Genomic DNA, 20046 nt, shown 5'->3' on the forward strand with positions numbered 1-20046 from the left:
AAAAGGATTCGAGGTTGCTTAGGTATAACAAAATAACAATGTCAGCCGCTCTACACCCAAAAACGTAGGAGCCCTACCCAATGTTAAAAGCTGTACTTTTTGATATGGATGGACTGATTTTCGATACCGAATCCATCTACAAGCAAAGTTGGCAATACGCCGCGACCGAGCAAGGCTTAACCATCACCGATGATTTCTACCAACAGTTCATCGGTGTCCAAGACCCTGAATGTGAAAGAATACTCTCTGAGCATTTTCAAGACACCATCGATATGCCTCGCTATAAAGCCGTGCGAGATGAACACTTCCATAATCTAAGAAATCAAGGCATTGCTCTCAAACCCGGATTCGACGCACTGTTTTATGCCATCAAACAACATGGCTTATTAACCGCGATTGTCACCTCTTCTCACCTTCCAGAGGTGAAACATAATTTCGCAGGCAGCGAGTACCTTACGCAGTTCGATTTAGTGATTACCGCCGAAGATGTAGAACGTGGCAAACCAAACCCTGATTGCTATCAGATGGCTTATCGCCACTTAGGTGTGGACGCCAAGCAATGCTTAGTCTTGGAAGATTCGAACAACGGCATCAAAGCTGCACTCGCTGCGAAATGCCAAGCTGTAATGATTCCGGATTTACTTCCACCTCTGCCAGAGCTCGAAGACAAAGTCATCATTAAAGCGTCTCTTGAGGAAGTGATTCCACTGCTGAGTCAGCTTTAGCCGCTGGCAGTATCAAACAAAACTGGGTTTGGCCATCTTCTGAAGTGACGCTGATGCTTCCATCGTAGGCGTGAACTATCGATTGAGTGATTGACAAACCCAGCCCAGCTCCCACACTACCCGAGTGCTGGCGAGACTTGTCGACCCGATAAAAGCGGTCAAACAAATACGGCAGGTTTTGCTTGGGAATCACCTCACCAACGTTGCTGACGGTTATCTTCACAAGTTCACCAACCTGCTCAATATCAACCGAAATCGTCGTCTCGTCATACGCATGGCGAATCGCGTTGGACAATAAGTTACTGATAGCGCGCTCAAACATGTTTCGGTCCATATACAGCATCGCCTGGCCTGAAGTGGTAATGGCCAGCGCTGAATCTTCCGCCAGTATTTCGAAGTACTCGATCAAATGAGCCACTTGTTCATGAGCTGCGAAGCGCTCGTTGTGCCGATGGATCAGTTTGTTTTCTGCTTTGGCGATATACAGTAAGTCATTGATGGTTTTGGTTATCCGTTCAAGCTCTTCCAAAGTAGAAGCAATCGCTTCTTGATACTCCTCAGAACTGCGGGCAGCACCAAGGATTACTTGGTTTTGAGTGGTGATGTTAGTCAGCGGCGTTTTAAGCTCATGAGCAATGTCGGAGGAGAACTCACTCAAACGATGAAAGCCGGTTTGTAATCGATCCAACATCGCATTGTGCTTTATCGCTAACTCTCTTAGCTCGATCGGCAACGTCTCAGGGTCAATACGAATATCTAATTGTTCAGGGGTAATATGTTGGATGTGTTTGTTTAAGGTAAGAATCGGCCTCAAACCTCGATTTACAATGGTTCGGCTATACAGAGCAGAAGCTAAAAACGCAAAGCCCAACGACCAGAATAGAATCCACCCCAGTTTATTGAGGAACAGTATATGGTGGTTAATGCTGGTGCCTATCACCACAGTGACATCTTTGGCTTTAAAGGCGAAGGCTCGAATATCCAAAGAATCTTCATGCCACTCAATTGCGTTGTTTTGATTCAAAATCTGCGGCGAACTCAGCGTGAGAGACAGTTTGTTAGGAATAGAAAGCGTTGAGTTTTTGTAGGTCTGCTCTCCCTCCTCAAACGCCCACATGTAAGCGGAGCTGTTGTCGATAAGCAGATAAGCCGACTCAGGAGAAACCATCATGGTCTTCTCTATCGCATTATATTTGCTGACCATTTCGTTATAGTCTTGAGTAAAGAAATGGCGCTCGATGGTGTAATAGAGGATAAAGGCTAAAGCGAGGTACACCACCAGCGTCGTGCCGACAAACATCAGCACGAGTTTGTTTTGCATGGATAGGTTGGCTGGGCGTTTAAACATCTGGTGCTTCCAGCTTATACCCCATCCCTCTAATGGTATGAATCAGAGGCGTTTCAAATGGCTTGTCGACTTTATTGCGCAGCCGTTTGATGGCGACATCAATCACGTTCGTATCGCTATCAAAGTTCATGTCCCACACCAATGACGCAATGGTGGTCCGTGATAACACCTGACCTTCTTTGCGCATCAGCAGCTCAAGCAGCGCGTACTCCTTTGCCGTTAGCGTAATACTTTGCCCGCCTCGCGTTGCCACTCGCTTCATCATGTCGAGCTCTAGATCGGCAATTTGCAGCGTCTGAGAGGAGGTCTGTACACGAGAAGAAGTATGATGACGAAAAACATTCTGGATGCGTGCCAGCAGCTCAGCAAACGCATAAGGTTTTACCACGTAGTCGTTGGCTCCTAACTCAAAGCCACGCACGCGATCTTCTATCTGTTCTTTGGCAGTAAGCATAATAACTGGGGTGTGAATGTCACTACTGCGCAGCGTGTTGAGCACTTGCCAACCGTCGAGTTTGGGCAGCATGATATCGAGAAGAATAAGATCATAAGGTTCACTGGTGGCGTGATACAAACCATCGACACCGTCGCGAACCCAATCAACAACGTAGCCCGATTCCACCAACCCTTTTTGCAGGTATTCCCCTGCTTTTACTTCATCTTCTACAATCAGTAGTTTCAATTTCAGCCCTCTATCTCAACGGGATGTGCTCAGCATAGACGATCGCAAAAAGAGTACGACACAAATTGCATCATACTCTTTTCATTCAATGTTTTTATCGATTACTGTCGCGCTGTGCGTAGTTCACTTTCACGTTCACAGTACCCAGATATTCCAACTGTCCCTGCTCGTTCATGCGCTCTTGTACCGTAACAAAACCACCGTCCTGCAGGTGCGTGCTGTTTCTTGCGACATCGAAAGTCACGATGTTCAACTCTTTATTAAGCTCATGAGACGACATGTCTTTTAAAGAGTTTAGTTCAGCTAACGCTTGTTGATAAGCCGCATCCGAGGTTGCCGTTGGCTCAACAGAAATGGTCTTCATTTCTTCACGGCTAATGTATTTTCCACCAGTGAAAGTCGGTTGAGCGAATGCTGATGCGCTAGTGATTGCCATTGTTGTTACAAGGAGAGCGGTTTTCAGTACTTTCATGTTGATGACCTTTGAGTGTGTTTGTTTTCAATGGCTTCATTATTCAACAACACACCTGACACCAACCTATCTCGAAGATGACATTTTTGTCATAAACCAAAATAGCGATTGATTACCAATAACCACCCAAACTACAGCTCGTAAGTCAGACCAAAATGGAACTTATAGTCGTCTTTCTCTGGCACCACACCTTCCGCATCGGCTTTGGTATCCGAAACATGATCCCAAATCGCTTTAATGCTCAGATCAAGATCATCAACAAGGTCGATATCAAAACCGAGCTCGTTGGTATGCCGAGTACCACCAGCATCGTTGCTCGCCCAGTTGAGGTTATAGGTATGACTGAAATCGATGTCATCGGTCAGTTCATACTCAAAGTTAGATTCGAAGGTTAAGGTGTTACTGGTCGCATCGCCAGACTCCCCTTCTTCTACCGTTTTAAAATCGGTGTACTGGTAACCGGGACCGATGGAGACATCCCATTCTGTCTGTGAATTAGCAATGATGAAGTAACCCATCTGCATCGAGGCATTAACTTGATAATCAATGTTTTGAAACTCATCTCTGAGCAGCGAGAGTTTAAGTGGCCTAAAGAAGAGTCGGTTACTTAGGTAAATGTCGTAGGAGCCATCAAACGAACTGTTGTTCGCTGTGGTCTCATCATTGGTCTTGGAGTTTTCGTGTTTGGCTTTTAACTTGGTGCGCGAGCCAACGGTATTCCTTTCCGCTTCTACTTCACCAAGGAGTGAGAACTCATCAGTGTTGCCTTTGCTGATATCTAATCCCAAAAAGATCTCAGTCGTCCAGTGGTCTGAGTCTGTCTCTGAACCACGATAGATCGACACAACCTCTGTCACGGGGAATGCGATCTCTTCACCATTATTGCTGAGATATAACTTGTCTTCACGGATCGACAAATAGCCATCGTAGATATCGCCGCTGGAAGTTCGGATGGTAAAGAAACTTGCTGTCTCTAGCACCGCAATGTCTTCCAGTTCAATCTCTTGATCGCCAAGATCATCACTATCGAATTCAACTTCTTGATCGAACGAGTTGGTTTCTTCCTTGATCGTGCCAGTGAGTTCCCCTTTGATCACTTCACCAGATTTGAGTTGTAACCAGTCATCGCTTTCATCGATGAACACTGTTTGGCTTTTGCGCTCTTCTGTTTGTGTTTCTTCCTCTGCCATCACTGATGGATGGTAAAGCGAGGACGCGATACATAAAGCCAAGAGTTTGATTTTCATAGTGACCTTTTCAGTTCAATGGAAACCACATCCGTTGGGCTTACGATAGTGATGCTCACCGCTCGGCGTGTCAGAAAGTAAACAATTGAATGTCAACGTATTGCGCATCATAACCATGTCTACAGACATAAAAAAAGCGAAGTCATGTGACTTCGCTTTAGGTTCTCGCTACTTACATAGCGCAACATAAACAAGTGTAATCTTAATCACACCTTGCGCTGCTTACTCTACCGTTACTGCTTTCGCTAGGTTACGAGGTTGGTCTACGTCCGTACCTTTGATCAACGCTACGTAGTAAGACAGTAGCTGCATTGGGATGGTGTAGTAGATCGCCGCCGTAATTTCACTAACATGTGGCATAGTGATGATCTTCATGGTCTCATCGCCTTCGAAGCCTGCATCAGCATCTGCGAATACGTAAAGCAGACCACCACGAGCACGTACTTCTTCAACGTTTGATTTCAGTTTCTCTAGAAGATCGTTGCTTGGTGCAACAACCACAACTGGCATATCTGCATCGATCAACGCCAGAGGACCATGTTTCAACTCACCAGCTGCATACGCTTCTGCGTGAATGTAAGAGATCTCTTTTAGTTTTAGAGATGCTTCCATCGCGATTGGGTAGAACTCGCCACGACCTAGGAATAGTGTGTGGTGCTTATCAGCAAAGTCTGGTGCTAGTGCTTCGATTTCTTTTTCGAAAGACAGCGCTGCATTGATTTGTTTTGGTAAAGCGTGAAGCGCTTCTACGATCTCTTTTTCTTTCTCTTTGCTGATGCGGTTTTGTTGCTTACCAAGAGCAGTTACCAGCATCAGTAGCGCAGAAAGCTGAGTCGTGAACGCTTTAGTTGATGCCACGCCGATTTCCACACCTGCACGGGTCATAAATGCGAAATCAGATTCACGAACCAAAGAAGAACCCGCTACGTTACAGATGGTCATTGCCGCCATGTAACCTTTCTCTTTTGCTAGGCGAAGTGCTGCTAGCGTATCTGCTGTTTCACCAGACTGAGAAAGCGTGATCAATAGGCTGTTTGGACGCGTCACAAACTTGCGGTAACGGAATTCAGAAGCGATTTCTACGTCACAGCTTACGCCAGCAATGTCTTCGAACCAGTAACGTGCTGTCATACCTGCATTGTAAGACGTACCACATGCAACGATCTGTACGTGTTCCACTTTGCTTAGGATTTCTGCCGCGTTTACACCAATTGCCTCAGTAACAACAGAATCAGCCGTGATACGACCTTCCATTGTGTTGATCAACGCAGTTGGTTGCTCGTAAATTTCTTTCTGCATGAAGTGACGGTATTGGCCTTTATCGCCTGCGTCGTGTTCCGCGTTTGATTCTGTGATTTCACGTTCTACGCGCTCACCTGTTGCATCAAATACAGTCACATCACGACGAGTGATTTCTGCCACGTCACCTTCTTCTAGGTACATGAAACGACGTGTCACGTTAAGAAGCGCAAGTTGGTCAGAAGCAAGGAAGTTTTCACCCACACCAAAACCAATGACGATTGGGCTGCCTGAGCGTGCTACGACGATGCGTGAAGGATCTTTACGATCCAGCGCTACCGTGCCGTATGCGCCATCCAGTTGTTTTGCTGTCTTCTGTACCGCTTCTAGTAGCGTTTCTGAAGTGCGAAGTTCCCACTCAACCATGTGAGCGATAACTTCAGTATCCGTTTGAGATTCAAATACGTAACCACGAGATTGAAGCAGTTCACGTAGCTCTTCGTGGTTTTCAATGATGCCATTGTGTACCACTGCGATGTCACCAGACATGTGTGGGTGTGCGTTCACTTCTGAAGGTTCACCGTGTGTTGCCCAACGAGTGTGCGCAATACCAGTACCACCGATCACCTTTGCTTCGTCTACTGCGTCTGCCAGCTCTTGTACCTTACCTAAACGACGAATACGCGTTAGGTTTGTCTCACCATCAACAATCGCAACGCCCGCAGAGTCGTAACCGCGGTATTCCAAGCGACGTAGGCCTTCAACTAAAATTTCTGCAACATCTCGTTGTGCTACTGCACCTACGATTCCACACATGTGTTTATCTCCGTTTGTAGTTTTGTTCTTCCCTGACCATGATTTCAAATAGAGGCAGCAAGCAAAGGCCTTTATCCAGAGGGAAGTGAAATATGAAACTGTTTACATTATTAGATTAGGCGCAAATGACTTTAACGCCATGTTGTTCAATCTGTATTTTGTGTTCTGGCTGTAACTCTGCATCAGTAACCAACACATTAATTTGGTCCCAAGCGAGTTCTAAGTTCGGGATCTTGCGTCCTACTTTCTCTGACTCAATCATGACGATGACTTCACGAGACACTTCTGCCATGACCTTGCTTAAGCCAACTAATTCGTTAAACGTGGTGGTACCGCGTTCTAAATCGATGCCATCAGCACCAATAAACAACTGGTCAAAGTCGTAAGCTCTTAATACAGATTCGGCTACTTTACCTTGGAAGGATTCAGAGTGCGTATCCCAAGTTCCGCCTGTCATTAACAGGGTTGGTTCGCTCTCTAATTCGTTAAGTGCATTGGCGACATGCAACGAGTTGGTCATAACAACCAAGCCTCGTTTGTCGTTTAATTGCTGAATCAGCGCAGCCGTTGTACTGCCACTGTCGATCACAATTCGGTTATGTTCTCGGATCAGTGATGCCGCTGCTTTTGCCAGACTTAACTTTCGACTCGAAACATTTGGACTCATTTCTTCATGGATAACTTCCGTTGGAATCGCAATTGCACCACCGTAACGGCGCAAAAGTTGTCCGTTTTTCTCTAAAGAAGCTAAATCCTTTCTAATCGTGACCTCTGAGGTTTCAAATTTCTGCGCTAGCTCATCTACGCTAACTTCCCCAAGCTCATTTACTAGGTTAGAAATGGCGTGTCTTCTTAGTTGAGTGTTTCGTTTCGACATTTAAATTTAGGTTTTAAGTTTCGGTTTGAAATTTATTATAGTCAAAACGAAACTTTTAAGTCCATTTATTTCGATCCAAAAAATTAATATTTCTCGATAAAACCTTGTCCTAAGACAATTCTTAAACAGTGATATTGGATTCATTCGGTGGTAGAATTCGCCACCGAAAAGAAAAAAAATTACAGAATTGACGGTTATTTTTTTGCAACTTTCTGCATATAAAGTGGGATTAGTCACAAAAAGGTAACCATAATCGCCGATCTTTTAGTCATAAAATGACTAAACTTGGTGAAAGACTTTCAGAATCTGAAGTTCCAATAATGTGGCGGAAAATCGGTGGGTGGCAGGCACTAAATGTCATCAAAGCGCCCTAACTTCAGAGTAAACAACCGACTTTCAAATTGTAACTATACTTACCGGAGAGTATCTTCCATGAAAAAGACCAAAATCGTATGTACGATTGGCCCTAAAACTGAATCTGTAGAGAAGCTAACTGAACTAGTAAACGCTGGCATGAACGTTATGCGTCTTAACTTCTCTCACGGTGACTACGCAGAGCACGGCACTCGTATCGCGAACTTCCGCCAAGTAATGGAAGCTACAGGCAAACAACTTGCAATCCTTCTAGACACTAAAGGTCCAGAAATCCGCACTATCAAACTAGAAGACGGCAACGACGTTGATCTAGTAGCTGGTCAAGAATTCACTTTCACAACTGACATCTCAGTTGTAGGTAACAAAGACAAAGTTGCAGTAACTTACGCTGGTTTTGCTAACGACCTAAATGTTGGTAACACTATCCTAGTAGACGACGGTCTAATCGAAATGGAAGTGCTTGCAACTTCTGAAACTGAAGTTAAGTGTAAAGTTCTTAACAACGGTGCTCTAGGCGAAAACAAAGGTGTTAACCTTCCTGGCGTTTCTGTAAACCTACCTGCACTATCTGAAAAAGATAAGAACGACCTTAAATTCGGTTGTGAGCAAGGCGTTGACTTCGTAGCTGCTTCTTTCATCCGTAAAGCTTCTGACGTTCAAGAAATCCGTGAAGTACTTGCTGCAAACGGCGGCGAGAACATCCACATCATCTCTAAGATCGAAAACCAAGAAGGTGTTGATAACTTCGACGAGATCCTAGAGCTTTCTGACGGCATCATGGTTGCTCGTGGTGACCTAGGTGTTGAAATCCCAGCTGAAGAAGTAATCTTCGCTCAGAAAATGATGATCGAGAAGTGTAACCGTGCACGTAAGATGGTTATCACTGCAACTCAAATGCTTGATTCTATGATCAACAACCCACGTCCTACTCGTGCGGAAGCAGGCGACGTTGCTAACGCTGTAATGGACGGTACTGACGCAGTAATGCTTTCTGGTGAAACTGCTAAAGGTAAGTACCCAGTTGAAGCGGTAACTATCATGGCTCAAATCGCGAACCGTACTGATTCAGCTCTAAAAGCTGAGCTAGGTTCTCGTCTAGACAGCCCACGTCTACGCATCACTGAAGCAGTATGTAAAGGCGCAGTAGACACAGCGGAGAAACTAGCTGCTCCACTTATCGTTGTTGCAACTGAAGGTGGTAAGTCTGCACGTTCAGTACGTAAGTACTTCCCAACTGCAAACATCCTAGCACTAACAACTAACACTAAGACTGCTGCTCAGCTAGTTCTAACTAAAGGTGTTACTCCAGTAGTTGTTGAGTCAATCGACAGCACTGACGCGTTCTACGTAGCAGGTAAAGAACTTGCTCTAGAATCTGGTCTAGGTAACAAAGGCGACATCGTTGTTATGGTTTCTGGTGCTCTAGTAGCTTCAGGTACAACGAACACGGCTTCTGTACACGTTCTATAAGACTGACGTATTCAATCATCAGTTCAATAAAAAAGAGGGCTTTGGCCCTCTTTTTTTATATATTTTATCTTGCCCTCATAATCAGTACGCTGTATTATCAACCACAACCGAACTACGTACTGTTTAGTTGTCGTCACGATAATAAAATTTCATGAGGTTGCTTGTGTCTAGTCCTACCCTAACCGATAAAGTTGCAAAAATGATCTGCCAGGACATCCTGACAGGTGCTCTAAAACCAGGCCAAAAGCTTGTGGTTGCTGACCTGAAAGAGAAATACAACGTTGGTGCATCACCTATCCGCGAAGCCCTTGTGCAACTGTCTTGGAGCAAGTATGTAAAGCTTGAGCCACAAAAAGGCTGTTGGGTTGCACCTGTGTGCAAAAAAGAATTGAACGATCTATACGAAAGTCTTCGTGTGGTTTCTTCTGTATTGCTTAAGAAAGCAATCTTGGCGGGTGATGAAAGCTGGGAGTTGGATGTACTGACTTCTTATCACAAGCTATCTCGTCTGAACTTTGATGAAACTTTCTGCTGGCAAGAGTGGGAAGAGCGTCATCACCAGTTCCATGTTTCTCTGCTTGAAGGCGCGGATTCAAAGAACATGTTTGAGTTCTTTAGTGACCTGATTAACCAGATCAAGCGTTACCGTTACTTTGCAATGCAAACGTTAAACTCAGAACAAGACGCACTGTTCAACATTGATGAGCACGAGATGATCATGAAGCTTGTTCTTGCGAAGAACAGCGAAGAAGCAATGGACTTACTTGATAAGCACTTGTTGAGCTCAATGCAACGCATCGAAACAGCGTTAGAGCTAGAAACCGCTTAATTCGGTTCAGCAGCGAATAAAAAAATCGGGGTTATCCCGATTTTTTGTTTTGTAGAAAAGCTTCTGCCTATCTGTTTATCGCAATAGCCTCTAAGCAATGTCATCAAAACTGTGACAAATCGACACTCGGTTACGCCCTGCACTCTTTGATTCGTACAGGGCGATATCCGCACACTTATAGCTGCGTGTTCGGTCTGCGGTGAGATCGCTATAACCCACACTCACTGTCACTGCTTTTTCACTGTTTAACTCTACGGCAACTCGAAGTCGATTCAATACTACTTCCGCTTCTTGCGTCGTCGTGTGTGGCATGATCACGGCAAACTCTTCTCCGCCGACACGAGCAACAAAATCGGTATTTCTTACCCCATTCGACAACGTATCTGCCACGCTACAGATCACTTTATCACCTTCATCATGGCCCATTTCGTCATTGATACGTTTGAAATGGTCGATATCAAACAGTGCAAGGCAAGTCGTTGGCGTATCCGGATAACGTTCAACCATGTTGGCATATTGCGCGAGCTGCTCTTCAAACTTACGACGATTCCATAAGCTGGTTAAGCCGTCTTTCTCACTCAAGTTTCGCAGTTTCTCTTCTAGCTCTTTACGCTCAGAAATATCCACCAGCGAAGTAATGTAGTAGCTAACTTTGCCAGACTTCGCCATGATGGCCTGAATGCGCATGATAGCCGTGAACACGTGATTGAGCTTAGTGCGACAACGCACTTCCCCTTCCCATACTTGCTCGATACCAAGCTTATTCCAAATCGCCAGAATCTCTTCGATGTCTTCAGGAATGAAGATTAGGTTATGTGCATTCCAACCACGCAATCGCGAAGAGGTATAGCCCATCATGTTTTCAAACTCTTGGTTCACCATCATGATTCGATGTGACGTATCCGAAATCATCACCGCCGTCATGCCATCCAACGCAGCACGAGCAAGTTTGGATTCAATGCTATGACGACGATAATGCAGTGCCAACGAAGTGATAGGCAGAGCAAACACCAACATTAAACTCAGCACAAAGAAGGCTTCTTGGACTAAGTCATCAATATCTCGGTCAGCTCGCTCCAACAATTGTTCTTGAGAGAGGTCAATGAGTAAGTGAAGAGGCTCACCCGGCACAAATTCAATCGTGTTGAAAGCAATCAGGTGTTTACCATCATACTTATAGCCCATCTTCTGTGAGCCTATGTTTTGCCAGATATCAGGATGGAGCAAACCAAAGTTAAAGCGAGCGCGATCAGGGATAATATCGCCGTAAAGCTTATCGCTGTGAGAACTTGCTGCGTAATAACCCGATTGGTTAATCAGCTCGATGTTGAAATCTCTGACTGGGGAATAATTCAAACGAGAAGAAAGGTATTTTACGTCGATATTGAGGATCAAATAGCCTTCACGAATATCATCCATAGCCACTGGCATCATAATGCGAACAGAAGGGCTGTACGGATAAACGAGATTGCCGTTCTCTTGCTCGAGTTCAATTCCCCAAGAACCTATTTGGTCATTTTTTAAATTCTGAGCATATTGGAAATACTCGCGATCGGATTTGTCTTGCAGAGTGCGAGCGGCAGCTGCGGTGCCAGTTTTGAAGTCATAGTTGATTCTGACATTCTCTTGCCCATTGACGTTAAGGAAGCGAATCTGTCGATACCATTTCTGGTTAACCGCAACAGAACTCCACACCTCTTCTAAAATGGCGAGATTCTTTGGGTTTGGGTGGCGCAAGTAATCATATAGGCTTTGGCTATGACCGAGCAGGTCACTGATGGAAGATATTTGGTCTTGAACGTTGTTGTATTCACGCTCTGAGTAAGCCAGTTGATGAAGGGCTTCTTTCGCCGTATTTTCTACATTAGCCGCTAACAGAGTCTGGTATTTCTGGTAGTAGTAGATAGAGATGAGCGCGCTAAAAAATAGCGTGGTTGCCAGCAAAGCGCTGACCAACTTCCTTACTTTCACGCGTTCTACTACCCAATTTGTTTACGAAAGCAGCAATTATATCATTAATTGTTATTTTCTAAACAAAAAGCCATCGATGAACGATGGCTTTTCTTAAATGCATTCAGTGTAATTACGGTTTGAGACAACGCTCTCCACGTGCCACACCGACCACACCACTTCGAGCGACTTCGACCACTTCGGTGACTTCAGAGATTGCTTGAATAAATGCATCCAGCTTTTCACTCGTACCTGCAAGTTGAACCGTATATTGAGCAGCCGTGACATCAACAATCTGGCCACGGAAGATATCCGCTGTGCGTTTTACTTCTGCACGCGCAAAACCGCTCGCTTTAACCTTCACCATCATCAACTCACGTTCGATGTGATCAAACTCTGTCACTTCTTGCACTTTCAGTACATCAATCAGTTTATGCAGTTGCTTTTGGATCTGCTCCAGCTGCATTTCATCCGAGTTCGTCGTGATGTTTAAGCGCGATAGCGTCTCATCATCGGTTGGTGAAACGTTCAGAGACTCGATGTTGTAACCACGCTGAGAAAACAGACCAACAACTCGAGACAGCGCACCAGGTTGGTTTTCCATTAACAAAGAAATAATGTGTCTCATATTAAGTACGCTCCGTTTTGCTTAGCCACATCTTGTCCATACCCTCGCCTTTGATCTGCATTGGGTATACGTGTTCGGTTTCGTCTACGTTGATGTCAACAAACACCAGACGATCTTTCATGTCTAACGCTTTTTGTAGACCCGCTTCAAGCTGATCTGGCGTTTCAATACGAATACCGACGTGACCATAAGCTTCTGCAATCGCTGCAAAATCAGGAACAGAACTCATGTATGAGTTAGAGTGACGGCCTTGGTAAATAATGTCTTGCCACTGTTTTACCATGCCTAAGAATCGGTTGTTCAAGTTGATGATCTTCACTGGAATGTCGTATTGCATTGCTGTCGACAGTTCTTGGATGTTCATCTGAATACTGCCGTCACCAGTTACCACCACCACTTCTTCTTCTGGCATCGCGAACTTCACGCCCATACCAGCAGGCAGACCAAAGCCCATCGTGCCTAGACCACCAGAGTTAATCCAACGGCGTGGCTTACTAAATGGGTAGTAAAGCGCAGCGAACATTTGGTGCTGGCCTACATCCGACGCCACATAAGCATCACCGTTGGTCAGTTTATGCAGTGTTTCAATAACCTGTTGAGGTTTGATACGTTCAGGCGACGTTTCGTATGCAAGACAGTAACGTTCACGCCAAACTTGAATGTCGTCCCACCATTGACCAATTGCTTCTTGGTCATTGTTGCTGCCCTGCTCGTTCAGCAAGCCAACCATGGTCGCTAGCACTTTATCGGCTGAGCCTACAATAGGCAGATCCACTTTCACGTTTTTAGAGATTGAAGATGGATCGATGTCGATGTGCATTACTTTCGCGTTAGGACAGTACTTCTCAAGGTTGTTGGTTGTACGGTCATCAAAACGAACACCAATACCGAAGATAAGGTCAGCTTCATGCATCGCCATATTGGCTTCGTATGTGCCGTGCATCCCGAGCATACCTAGAGAGTTTTTGTGTGTGCCCGGGAATGCCCCCAAGCCCATCAAAGTACTCACAACGGGTAGATTCAATTCGTCTGACAATGCTTGAATATGCTCGTGGGCACCAGAAATAACGGCACCGCCACCGATGTACAAAACAGGCTTCTTCGCCTCAAGCAAGGCTTTAAGTGCTTTCTTGATTTGACCTTTGTGGCCAGACGTCGTTGGCTTGTAGGAACGCATTGAGATGCTTTCCGGATACTCGTAAGGGAGCTTGATTTGCGGATTAAGGATATCCTTTGGCAAATCAATCACAACTGGACCTGGTCGGCCAGTCGTCGAGATATAAAACGCTTTTTTGATCGTCTCTGGAATGTCTTCCGCTTTCTTAACTAAGAAGCTGTGTTTCACCACTGGGCGAGATACACCCACGATGTCACACTCTTGGAATGCATCATTACCGATGAGATTGTTTGGTACGTTACCAGAGATAACGATCATTGGGATTGAGTCCATGTACGCCGTAGCAATACCCGTGATGGTGTTGGTTGCACCTGGACCCGAACATACTAGTACTACACCCGGCTTACCCGTTGCTCGAGCATAACCATCTGCCATATGCGTAGCAGCTTGCTCGTGTCTTACTAATACGTGTTTGATTTGATCTGTTTTGGCGTGCAGTGCATCGTAGATATCTAAAACGGAACCGCCTGGGTAACCAAAGATTTGTTCTACGCTCTCTTCGATCAGAGATTGCACAACCATCTCTGCGCCTGACAACATTGCTGTCATAATTGCTCTCCTTTCCAGTTTTCCTCACCGTAAGGCCAACGGTTTGGTCTGGTTTTACATAGTCTAGGTCTTATTCGTAGCCTAATAGAAATACTTCCACTTTTTCAGCTATGTCTTGCGTCTGTCATAACAAAACGCAAGGTAACACAACAAATGTAACGTTTTATTATCAACGGGTCTAATGAGAGTTGAATCAAATTTTAAACAAGATGCTGTAAATCAGAACAAAGGTAGGGTTTGACGCTATCAAGCGCGTTCAATTTGGAATCAATAAAAGAAAGAAGAAGAAAATAAAGTGAATAATTTCACTCAAAATAGTTACTTCGAGTGATTATTTCTCTTTATCGAGGGGAAAGAAGTGTGAAAGACAGTCATAAAAAATCCCCAGCAGCACAATATTAGGCAACTGGGGATAATTTCATCAATCTGAAATCTAAGTCAGCTTAAGTTACTTTTTATCTGACTTTTCGTTGTACATTTCTTCGATTTCATCTTGGTATTTGTCATTAATGACTTTACGACGAAGTTTTTGCGTTGGGGTCAACTCACCATCATCCATCGAGAACGCTTTTGGTAACAGTTTGAATTTCTTAACTTGTTCAAACTTAGCCAGTTCTTTTTGCAGGTCATTAACGCGCTTTTCAAGCATCTCAACGATTTGGTGGTGTTTGATCAATTCCACACGATCGTGATACTTGATGTTCAGCTCTTTCGCGTACTCTTCTAGCGAGTCATAACACGGAACAATAAGCGCTGATACAAACTTACGTGTATCGGCAATAACCGCAATTTGCTCGATGAAGTGGTCCTTACCGATCGCACCTTCGACAACTTGAGGAGCAATGTACTTACCGTTTGAGGTCTTCATCAGCTCTTTAATACGGTCAGTAATGAACAGGTTGCCATTTTCATCAATGTAACCAGCATCACCCGTCTTCAAGAAGCCGTGTTCATCGAATGTCTTCTCGGTTTCTTCTGGCATTTTGTAGTAGCCACGCATCACCATTGGGCCACGCACCAAGATCTCGTTGTTTTCGCCGATCTTAACTTGTGCACCTGGCATCGCCATGCCGATAGAGCTTGGATCAAAACACTGGTCATCCCAACAAGAGACCGTAGCCGTGGTTTCTGTCATACCGTAACCAAGCTTCACGTTGATGCCAATCGCATGGAAGAAACGACCAATGGTCTCATCCAACTTCGCGCCACCACATGGCATGAAGTTAATGCGGCCACCCAGCAATGCACGTAGCTTGCTCAGAACCAGTTTATCCGCCAGAGCGTATGACTTACGCAGCATCAATGAAGGTTTACGGCCTTCTTGGTGACAAGCCGCCATCTTGGCGCCCATGTTAACGGCCCAAGTGAACATAATCTTACGGTGAACAGGTGCTCGTGATACTTTCTCATGAATCGCTGAGAAGATTTTCTCGTAGAAGCGAGGTACCGCACTCATTACTGTAGGGCGAACTTCACTCAGAGCATCACGCACTTGCATGGTGTCTTGTAGGTAGCAGTTCGTTGCGCCTTTGTAGAGCACGTAGAACGTCCAAGCACGCTCAAATACATGTGATAACGGAAGGAAACACAAAGACACGTCATCTTCAGTCAAACTTAAACGCTCATCGTGGCCTTCAAGCTGAGCCGAAATGTTAGCGTAATCCAACATAACGCCTTTTGGCTGCCCTGTTGTACCAGAGGTATAAATCAACGTGAGAAGGTCTTCTTCTTGCGCTTGATCTAAACGAGAAGTTAACTCGAGCTGCTGACTATCATCACCTTTGGCAATGAAATCATCCCACGTCATTGCAAACGCGTGTTCGCCGAGTTCAATGTCATCCGACATCGCAACGATCAGTTCTAGCTGCTGGCATTCGTCAAAGATGCTAACGGCTGCGTCAAATTGAGGTTGCTCACCGACAAACAGCACTTTTACGTCTGCATTATCGATGATGTAAGCAGACTGCGCTGCTGTATTGGTTGGGTAGATCGGAACGGTTACGCCACGTAACTGCAACGCTGCAAAGTCAGCGATAGTCCACTGCGGCATGTTGTTTGAGAAAATACCGATCTTATCTTGAACGCCCAATCCTTGAGCCAAAAGTGCAAGCGACAAAGCATCCACTTGCTGACCAAATTGCTCCCAAGTAATACCTTGCCATGCGTCGCCTACTTTATGCTTAAGCGCAACACGGGTACCACCCTTCGCAATTTGTTCACGAATACGTTTAACGATATGAAAATCTAACTTGGCCATTCTTTACATTACCTTTTGGCTTACAGGCGTAAGCTATTTGAGCGCACAAGTGTAACCTCGACGCTTAAAAACGCAACTGACCATTATCAAACTTATCATTATTAAGAGAGCACTATCACTAATGAGAGCATAGCTCATGTTTAACTGATGAAGGTTTAATCAACTTAAGTCGCTGTTTCAGCTGTTATTTAGCGGATATAAAAAGACCCCGAGAGACGGCAATCTCTCGGGGCCAAGGAATTGTAAAAATTGATGATTACAAATCCAGTCTGACCAGTTAGTCAGGCTAAAAGTTAGGCTTATTTAAGCGCTACAACTTCACCACAAGTGATCATTAGTTGATCACGTAGCCAGATGTGGCCTTTGTCTTTCTCACTTGATTCGTGCCAGCTTAGGTAGCCGCTGATTTCTTTGTTTTCAAATGGGAAATCTAGGATTTGTAGCTGATCGCTGTTTACTGCGTTTTCAGCCATCCAACGTGGTGCGATAGTCACAAGCTCAGACTGGCTTACTACGTATAGTAAGTTGCTTAGGCTTGAACCTTCGTATGCCGCTTGGCAATCAAGCTCACGGTAAGCTTGCTCAGAGAAGCTACGTTGACCATGTACACGTGATAGTTTCGCGTGTTTCTCGTTGATCAGTTGCTCTGCAGATACACCACCTTGGATGCGAGGGTGTGTCTTAGATGCAATAACCACTAGCTCATCTTTGAAGATTTCAGTGCTTGAGAAACCTTGGTCATCGAAACGAGCGTAGTCGATTACGAAGTCGATTTCTTGGTAGCGCATGCGCTCAGAAAGAAGACGATCAAATTCCGCATCTAGGTGAAGCTGTACGCTTGGCGCTTGCTCATTGACGTTCGCCATGATGCGAGGTGCAAAACGCATGTCACATGGGCTACAAATCGCTAGCTTAAATAGACGAGTTGAAGACTCAGGTTGGAATACTGAGCTTGGTAGTTCGTTGCGAATAAGCTGTAGTGCTTGGCGGATTGGGCCAAACAGTTGACGAGCGCGTTGAGTTGGCTGAATACCACGACCCTGACGCATGAATAGCTCATCATTAAACATTACTTTTAGGCGAGCAACCGCGTTACTTACCGCTGGTTGAGACATGCCTAGGTTGTGTGCTGCACGAGTGATATTTTGCTCTTGCATCACAGCATCAAATACAGTCAATAGGTTTAAATCTACACCACGCAATGTGCTTTCCATACGGTAGCTAGCAATTGCGCTCATCGCGTCTTTTTTATCTAACATGGAGTGCGCCTCTTATGTAATCGTCAACTTGGTTCAATGAATTCTTAACGAATAGAATCCCTTTGCGCACAAACGACCGTGGCTGGATTCAAATCATTTTTGAAGGAATAGAAAACCGAATTTGTATTATATTTATCGTCCGGATGTTTCCGGCTTGAACTGTACTATCAACTAATCAATCAAGGTTTCGCAACTAGATTGATATTTAATCATTAAATTTTAGCCAATTAGGTATTTAATCCATATTTATCATAACGTTAAGAAAAACATAAAAAAGTATAAAACAACTAAATCAGAGATTTCTGACAACCTATTTAGCACGTTAATGACAATCTACAGGGGTTATACAATCCATTTGCGGAAATTATTGTTTCCATTTCACTTCAAAAACCAGCATCAATATTTCCGTTCACAAAACACACAAATCAGTTAAAGAGGCAGCAAAATCGCAGTGAATAGAAATGATTTTGAGGGCATAAAAATGCAGCCAATCAGGTCATGAATGACTGCAAGAGAAATATGAGGTGAGAGTTAAATATTGGCTACATAACTTGGAAAATCCACTTGTTCCCAAAGTTGTTCAGAAAGCTTCTCCGGCGCGTCCCATGCACCCTGTAATACCCAACTTGCGATGGCTTTGGCTACATCGGGATACTTTACGCTTTCGGCATGTTGCTCCTTCAACCACTGACGTACGATCGAAATATCCAGATTATCCATAGAAGTCGCCAAACCAAGATCTTCTAACGTAGCGACATTACTCTGTTGCTCAAATTGTCCCGCCAGTGGTTTAAGCAGTAATTTCTTACCAAGCGACAGGGCCTCTGAAGGGAGTTCAAACCCACCGTTGGCAATCACGCCACTACAACGCTGCAAATGATATTGGAAATTGGTGTGACACAACGGACGCAATTCAATGTTTTCGATACGCTCACACTCAATCACGTTTGGGTGGTAACAGACGAAAGACTGTTGATTAAAATGAAACAGCAAATCACTGATGTCTTCAATTGACTCAAACGGCAGATACACCAATACAAAGTCTTCACTGCCTGAGGCATGGTCAAGTGTATGAACAATAGGAGGAAGGATGGGCTGATCAAAGTGGTACCAATGCAAGCCTAGGTGATGTCGCGAAGGAGCAAAATGTTCAATCACCGATTTATCAAACCAACTCGCCCCTTTAAGAGGTACTGGGTAGCGAAAAGCATTTTGATGACTGATACCAATACAAGGTTTGTTTTGCTTACGAGCCGCCCAAGCCGAAACGGGTTCAAAGTCATTGATGACTAAATCATAAGAAGAAAGATCAAGCTGCTTCACTTCTTTGAAAAACTGAATGAGATTATTGTTCAAAGCGGTTTTGGTGTAGTTCACCGATCCTTTTTCCGTCACAAAAGTGAATCCGCGACGCGTTTGATAATCCCCAAATGCTTCCATAGAGAAGTACTTTTCTGGCTCACGTCCTGAAAAAAGAAAATCGACCTGCACATCGTGCTCTTTGAATGCTTCACTCATGGCTCTTGCCCGAGCGATGTGACCATTCCCCGTTCCTTGAACACCGTAAAGGATTTTCATCCACTAGCCTCCTACTATAGCAATTGCTAAAGAACCACAAAGGCTGCCCAACAAGGCGCCAATAATGATGTCCGTAAAGAAATGCACGCCGAGCAAAATTCGTGACGTGCCAATTAAGCTCGCCCATACAAAGGCGAAAGTTCCAAGCTCTGGATAAAAGTGATTGATGATGGTCGCCATAACAAAACCGGCAGCAGTGTGACCAGAGGGTAAGCTATAGCGATCAGACGGCGTGATAAATGCAGGTAGAAGTGCACTCAATTCCTCAGGACGACGACGCTTAAAGCTGTTCTTAAGCATCCAATAAATCGGCAGTTCAAACGCAAACGCGGTAAGCCCTGCGAGTAAAAACCATTGCCCATGCTGCTTATCAAGGAACCAAGCCAGTAAACCTAGCACCAAGTAAAGGTGCCCATCCCCACTGTGGGAAACGCCTTTACTGATATTTGCGACTTGTTGGTTAAAGCGGTGCTGTAAGCACACACTAGAAAACGCCAAATCAAATTTAGCGATGCTTGCCATTGGCTGTGAAATTGTCTCTAAAGCTCGCATGTGACTTCCCTATACT

At 44.7% G+C, this 20046-nt stretch carries 16 protein-coding genes; 3 read left to right on the forward strand and 13 right to left on the reverse strand.

The window, feature by feature from the left end:
• The first annotated feature begins 80 nt into the window (after positions 1–80).
• Positions 81–725, forward strand: a complete 645-nt coding sequence (locus ACLIIY_RS13280) for an HAD family hydrolase (protein WP_434527722.1) — start codon at positions 81–83, stop codon at positions 723–725.
• Here ACLIIY_RS13280 and ACLIIY_RS13285 read toward each other — a convergent pair.
• The 6 genes from ACLIIY_RS13285 to ACLIIY_RS13310 form a co-directional block, all read right to left on the reverse strand.
• A complete protein-coding gene (locus ACLIIY_RS13285) occupies positions 679–2073 on the reverse strand; it encodes a heavy metal sensor histidine kinase (protein ID WP_434527723.1) in 1395 nt (464 codons plus the stop codon). The genes ACLIIY_RS13280 and ACLIIY_RS13285 overlap by 47 nt on opposite strands.
• The gene (locus ACLIIY_RS13290; protein ID WP_005437415.1) at positions 2066–2755 is read right to left on the reverse strand and encodes a heavy metal response regulator transcription factor; all 690 of its coding nucleotides are present in this window, start codon (positions 2753–2755) and stop codon (positions 2066–2068) included. The genes ACLIIY_RS13285 and ACLIIY_RS13290 overlap by 8 nt, the downstream gene beginning before the upstream one ends.
• A 94-nt stretch (positions 2756–2849) precedes the next feature.
• Positions 2850–3227, reverse strand: a complete 378-nt coding sequence (locus ACLIIY_RS13295; RefSeq protein WP_009707777.1) for a DUF3316 domain-containing protein — start codon at positions 3225–3227, stop codon at positions 2850–2852.
• A gap of 131 nt (positions 3228–3358) precedes the next feature.
• Positions 3359–4474 carry a DUF481 domain-containing protein gene (locus ACLIIY_RS13300; protein ID WP_078607872.1) on the reverse strand — a complete coding sequence of 372 codons (1116 nt, stop codon included), beginning with the start codon at positions 4472–4474 and terminating at the stop codon, positions 3359–3361.
• Between the two features lie 222 nt (positions 4475–4696).
• Positions 4697–6529: a glutamine--fructose-6-phosphate transaminase (isomerizing) gene (gene glmS / locus ACLIIY_RS13305; RefSeq protein ID WP_005437406.1), complete on the reverse strand. Its 1833-nt coding sequence runs from the start codon at positions 6527–6529 to the stop codon at positions 4697–4699.
• 115 nt (positions 6530–6644) lie between these two features.
• Positions 6645–7406: a DeoR/GlpR family DNA-binding transcription regulator gene (locus ACLIIY_RS13310; protein ID WP_005437403.1), complete on the reverse strand. Its 762-nt coding sequence runs from the start codon at positions 7404–7406 to the stop codon at positions 6645–6647.
• Between the two features lie 432 nt (positions 7407–7838).
• Between ACLIIY_RS13310 and pykF the strand changes: the two genes are divergently transcribed.
• Complete coding sequence (gene pykF, locus ACLIIY_RS13315; RefSeq protein ID WP_020193970.1) at positions 7839–9251, forward strand: pyruvate kinase PykF; 1413 nt, start codon at positions 7839–7841, stop codon at positions 9249–9251.
• 151 nt (positions 9252–9402) lie between these two features.
• Positions 9403–10080: a GntR family transcriptional regulator gene (locus tag ACLIIY_RS13320; protein WP_027726531.1), complete on the forward strand. Its 678-nt coding sequence runs from the start codon at positions 9403–9405 to the stop codon at positions 10078–10080.
• Positions 10081–10170: 90 nt separating this feature from the next.
• Here the strand turns inward: ACLIIY_RS13320 and ACLIIY_RS13325 are convergent, their stop codons facing one another.
• From ACLIIY_RS13325 to ACLIIY_RS13355, 7 genes are all read right to left on the reverse strand, one after another.
• Entirely contained in the window at positions 10171–12051 is a 1881-nt protein-coding gene (locus ACLIIY_RS13325; RefSeq protein ID WP_434527724.1) for a sensor domain-containing diguanylate cyclase, read from the reverse strand.
• A gap of 112 nt (positions 12052–12163) precedes the next feature.
• Positions 12164–12658: an acetolactate synthase small subunit gene (gene ilvN, locus ACLIIY_RS13330; RefSeq protein WP_009707783.1), complete on the reverse strand. Its 495-nt coding sequence runs from the start codon at positions 12656–12658 to the stop codon at positions 12164–12166.
• A 1-nt stretch (position 12659) separates the two neighbouring features.
• Positions 12660–14384 carry an acetolactate synthase 3 large subunit gene (locus ACLIIY_RS13335; RefSeq protein WP_434527725.1) on the reverse strand — a complete coding sequence of 575 codons (1725 nt, stop codon included), beginning with the start codon at positions 14382–14384 and terminating at the stop codon, positions 12660–12662.
• 448 nt (positions 14385–14832) lie between these two features.
• Positions 14833–16641 carry an AMP-dependent synthetase/ligase gene (locus ACLIIY_RS13340; RefSeq protein WP_039984618.1) on the reverse strand — a complete coding sequence of 603 codons (1809 nt, stop codon included), beginning with the start codon at positions 16639–16641 and terminating at the stop codon, positions 14833–14835.
• A 299-nt stretch (positions 16642–16940) separates the two neighbouring features.
• Entirely contained in the window at positions 16941–17900 is a 960-nt protein-coding gene (calR, locus tag ACLIIY_RS13345) for a LysR family transcriptional regulator CalR (RefSeq protein WP_005437396.1), read from the reverse strand.
• A 531-nt stretch (positions 17901–18431) separates the two neighbouring features.
• Entirely contained in the window at positions 18432–19478 is a 1047-nt protein-coding gene (locus tag ACLIIY_RS13350) for an MJ1255/VC2487 family glycosyltransferase (protein WP_039841410.1), read from the reverse strand.
• Positions 19479–19481: 3 nt separating this feature from the next.
• Positions 19482–20030, reverse strand: coding sequence for a phosphatase PAP2 family protein (locus ACLIIY_RS13355; protein ID WP_009707787.1), 549 nt, complete (start codon positions 20028–20030; stop codon positions 19482–19484).
• Between the last annotated feature and the right edge of the window lie 16 nt (positions 20031–20046).

Source organism: Vibrio sp. K4 (genome assembly GCF_051122595.1).
In the GTDB taxonomy this organism is placed as follows: Bacteria; Pseudomonadota; Gammaproteobacteria; order Enterobacterales; family Vibrionaceae; genus Vibrio; species Vibrio owensii.

Bases quoted from the DNA above. Each gene is read 5' to 3' on its own strand.
- ACLIIY_RS13295 (WP_009707777.1), bottom strand. From the start codon at position 3,227: ATGAAAGTACTGAAAACCGCTCTCCTTGTAACAACAATGGCAATCACT.
- ACLIIY_RS13300 (WP_078607872.1), bottom strand. From the start codon at position 4,474: ATGAAAATCAAACTCTTGGCTTTATGTATCGCGTCCTCGCTTTACCAT.
- ACLIIY_RS13335 (WP_434527725.1), bottom strand. From the start codon at position 14,384: ATGACAGCAATGTTGTCAGGCGCAGAGATGGTTGTGCAATCTCTGATC.
- ACLIIY_RS13355 (WP_009707787.1), bottom strand. From the start codon at position 20,030: ATGCGAGCTTTAGAGACAATTTCACAGCCAATGGCAAGCATCGCTAAA.
- ACLIIY_RS13340 (WP_039984618.1), bottom strand. From the start codon at position 16,641: ATGGCCAAGTTAGATTTTCATATCGTTAAACGTATTCGTGAACAAATT.
- calR (WP_005437396.1), bottom strand. From the start codon at position 17,900: ATGTTAGATAAAAAAGACGCGATGAGCGCAATTGCTAGCTACCGTATG.
- ACLIIY_RS13310 (WP_005437403.1), bottom strand. From the start codon at position 7,406: ATGTCGAAACGAAACACTCAACTAAGAAGACACGCCATTTCTAACCTA.
- ACLIIY_RS13320 (WP_027726531.1), top strand. From the start codon at position 9,403: ATGAGGTTGCTTGTGTCTAGTCCTACCCTAACCGATAAAGTTGCAAAA.
- pykF (WP_020193970.1), top strand. From the start codon at position 7,839: ATGAAAAAGACCAAAATCGTATGTACGATTGGCCCTAAAACTGAATCT.
- ACLIIY_RS13350 (WP_039841410.1), bottom strand. From the start codon at position 19,478: ATGAAAATCCTTTACGGTGTTCAAGGAACGGGGAATGGTCACATCGCT.
- ilvN (WP_009707783.1), bottom strand. From the start codon at position 12,658: ATGAGACACATTATTTCTTTGTTAATGGAAAACCAACCTGGTGCGCTG.
- glmS (WP_005437406.1), bottom strand. From the start codon at position 6,529: ATGTGTGGAATCGTAGGTGCAGTAGCACAACGAGATGTTGCAGAAATT.
- ACLIIY_RS13285 (WP_434527723.1), bottom strand. From the start codon at position 2,073: ATGTTTAAACGCCCAGCCAACCTATCCATGCAAAACAAACTCGTGCTG.
- ACLIIY_RS13280 (WP_434527722.1), top strand. From the start codon at position 81: ATGTTAAAAGCTGTACTTTTTGATATGGATGGACTGATTTTCGATACC.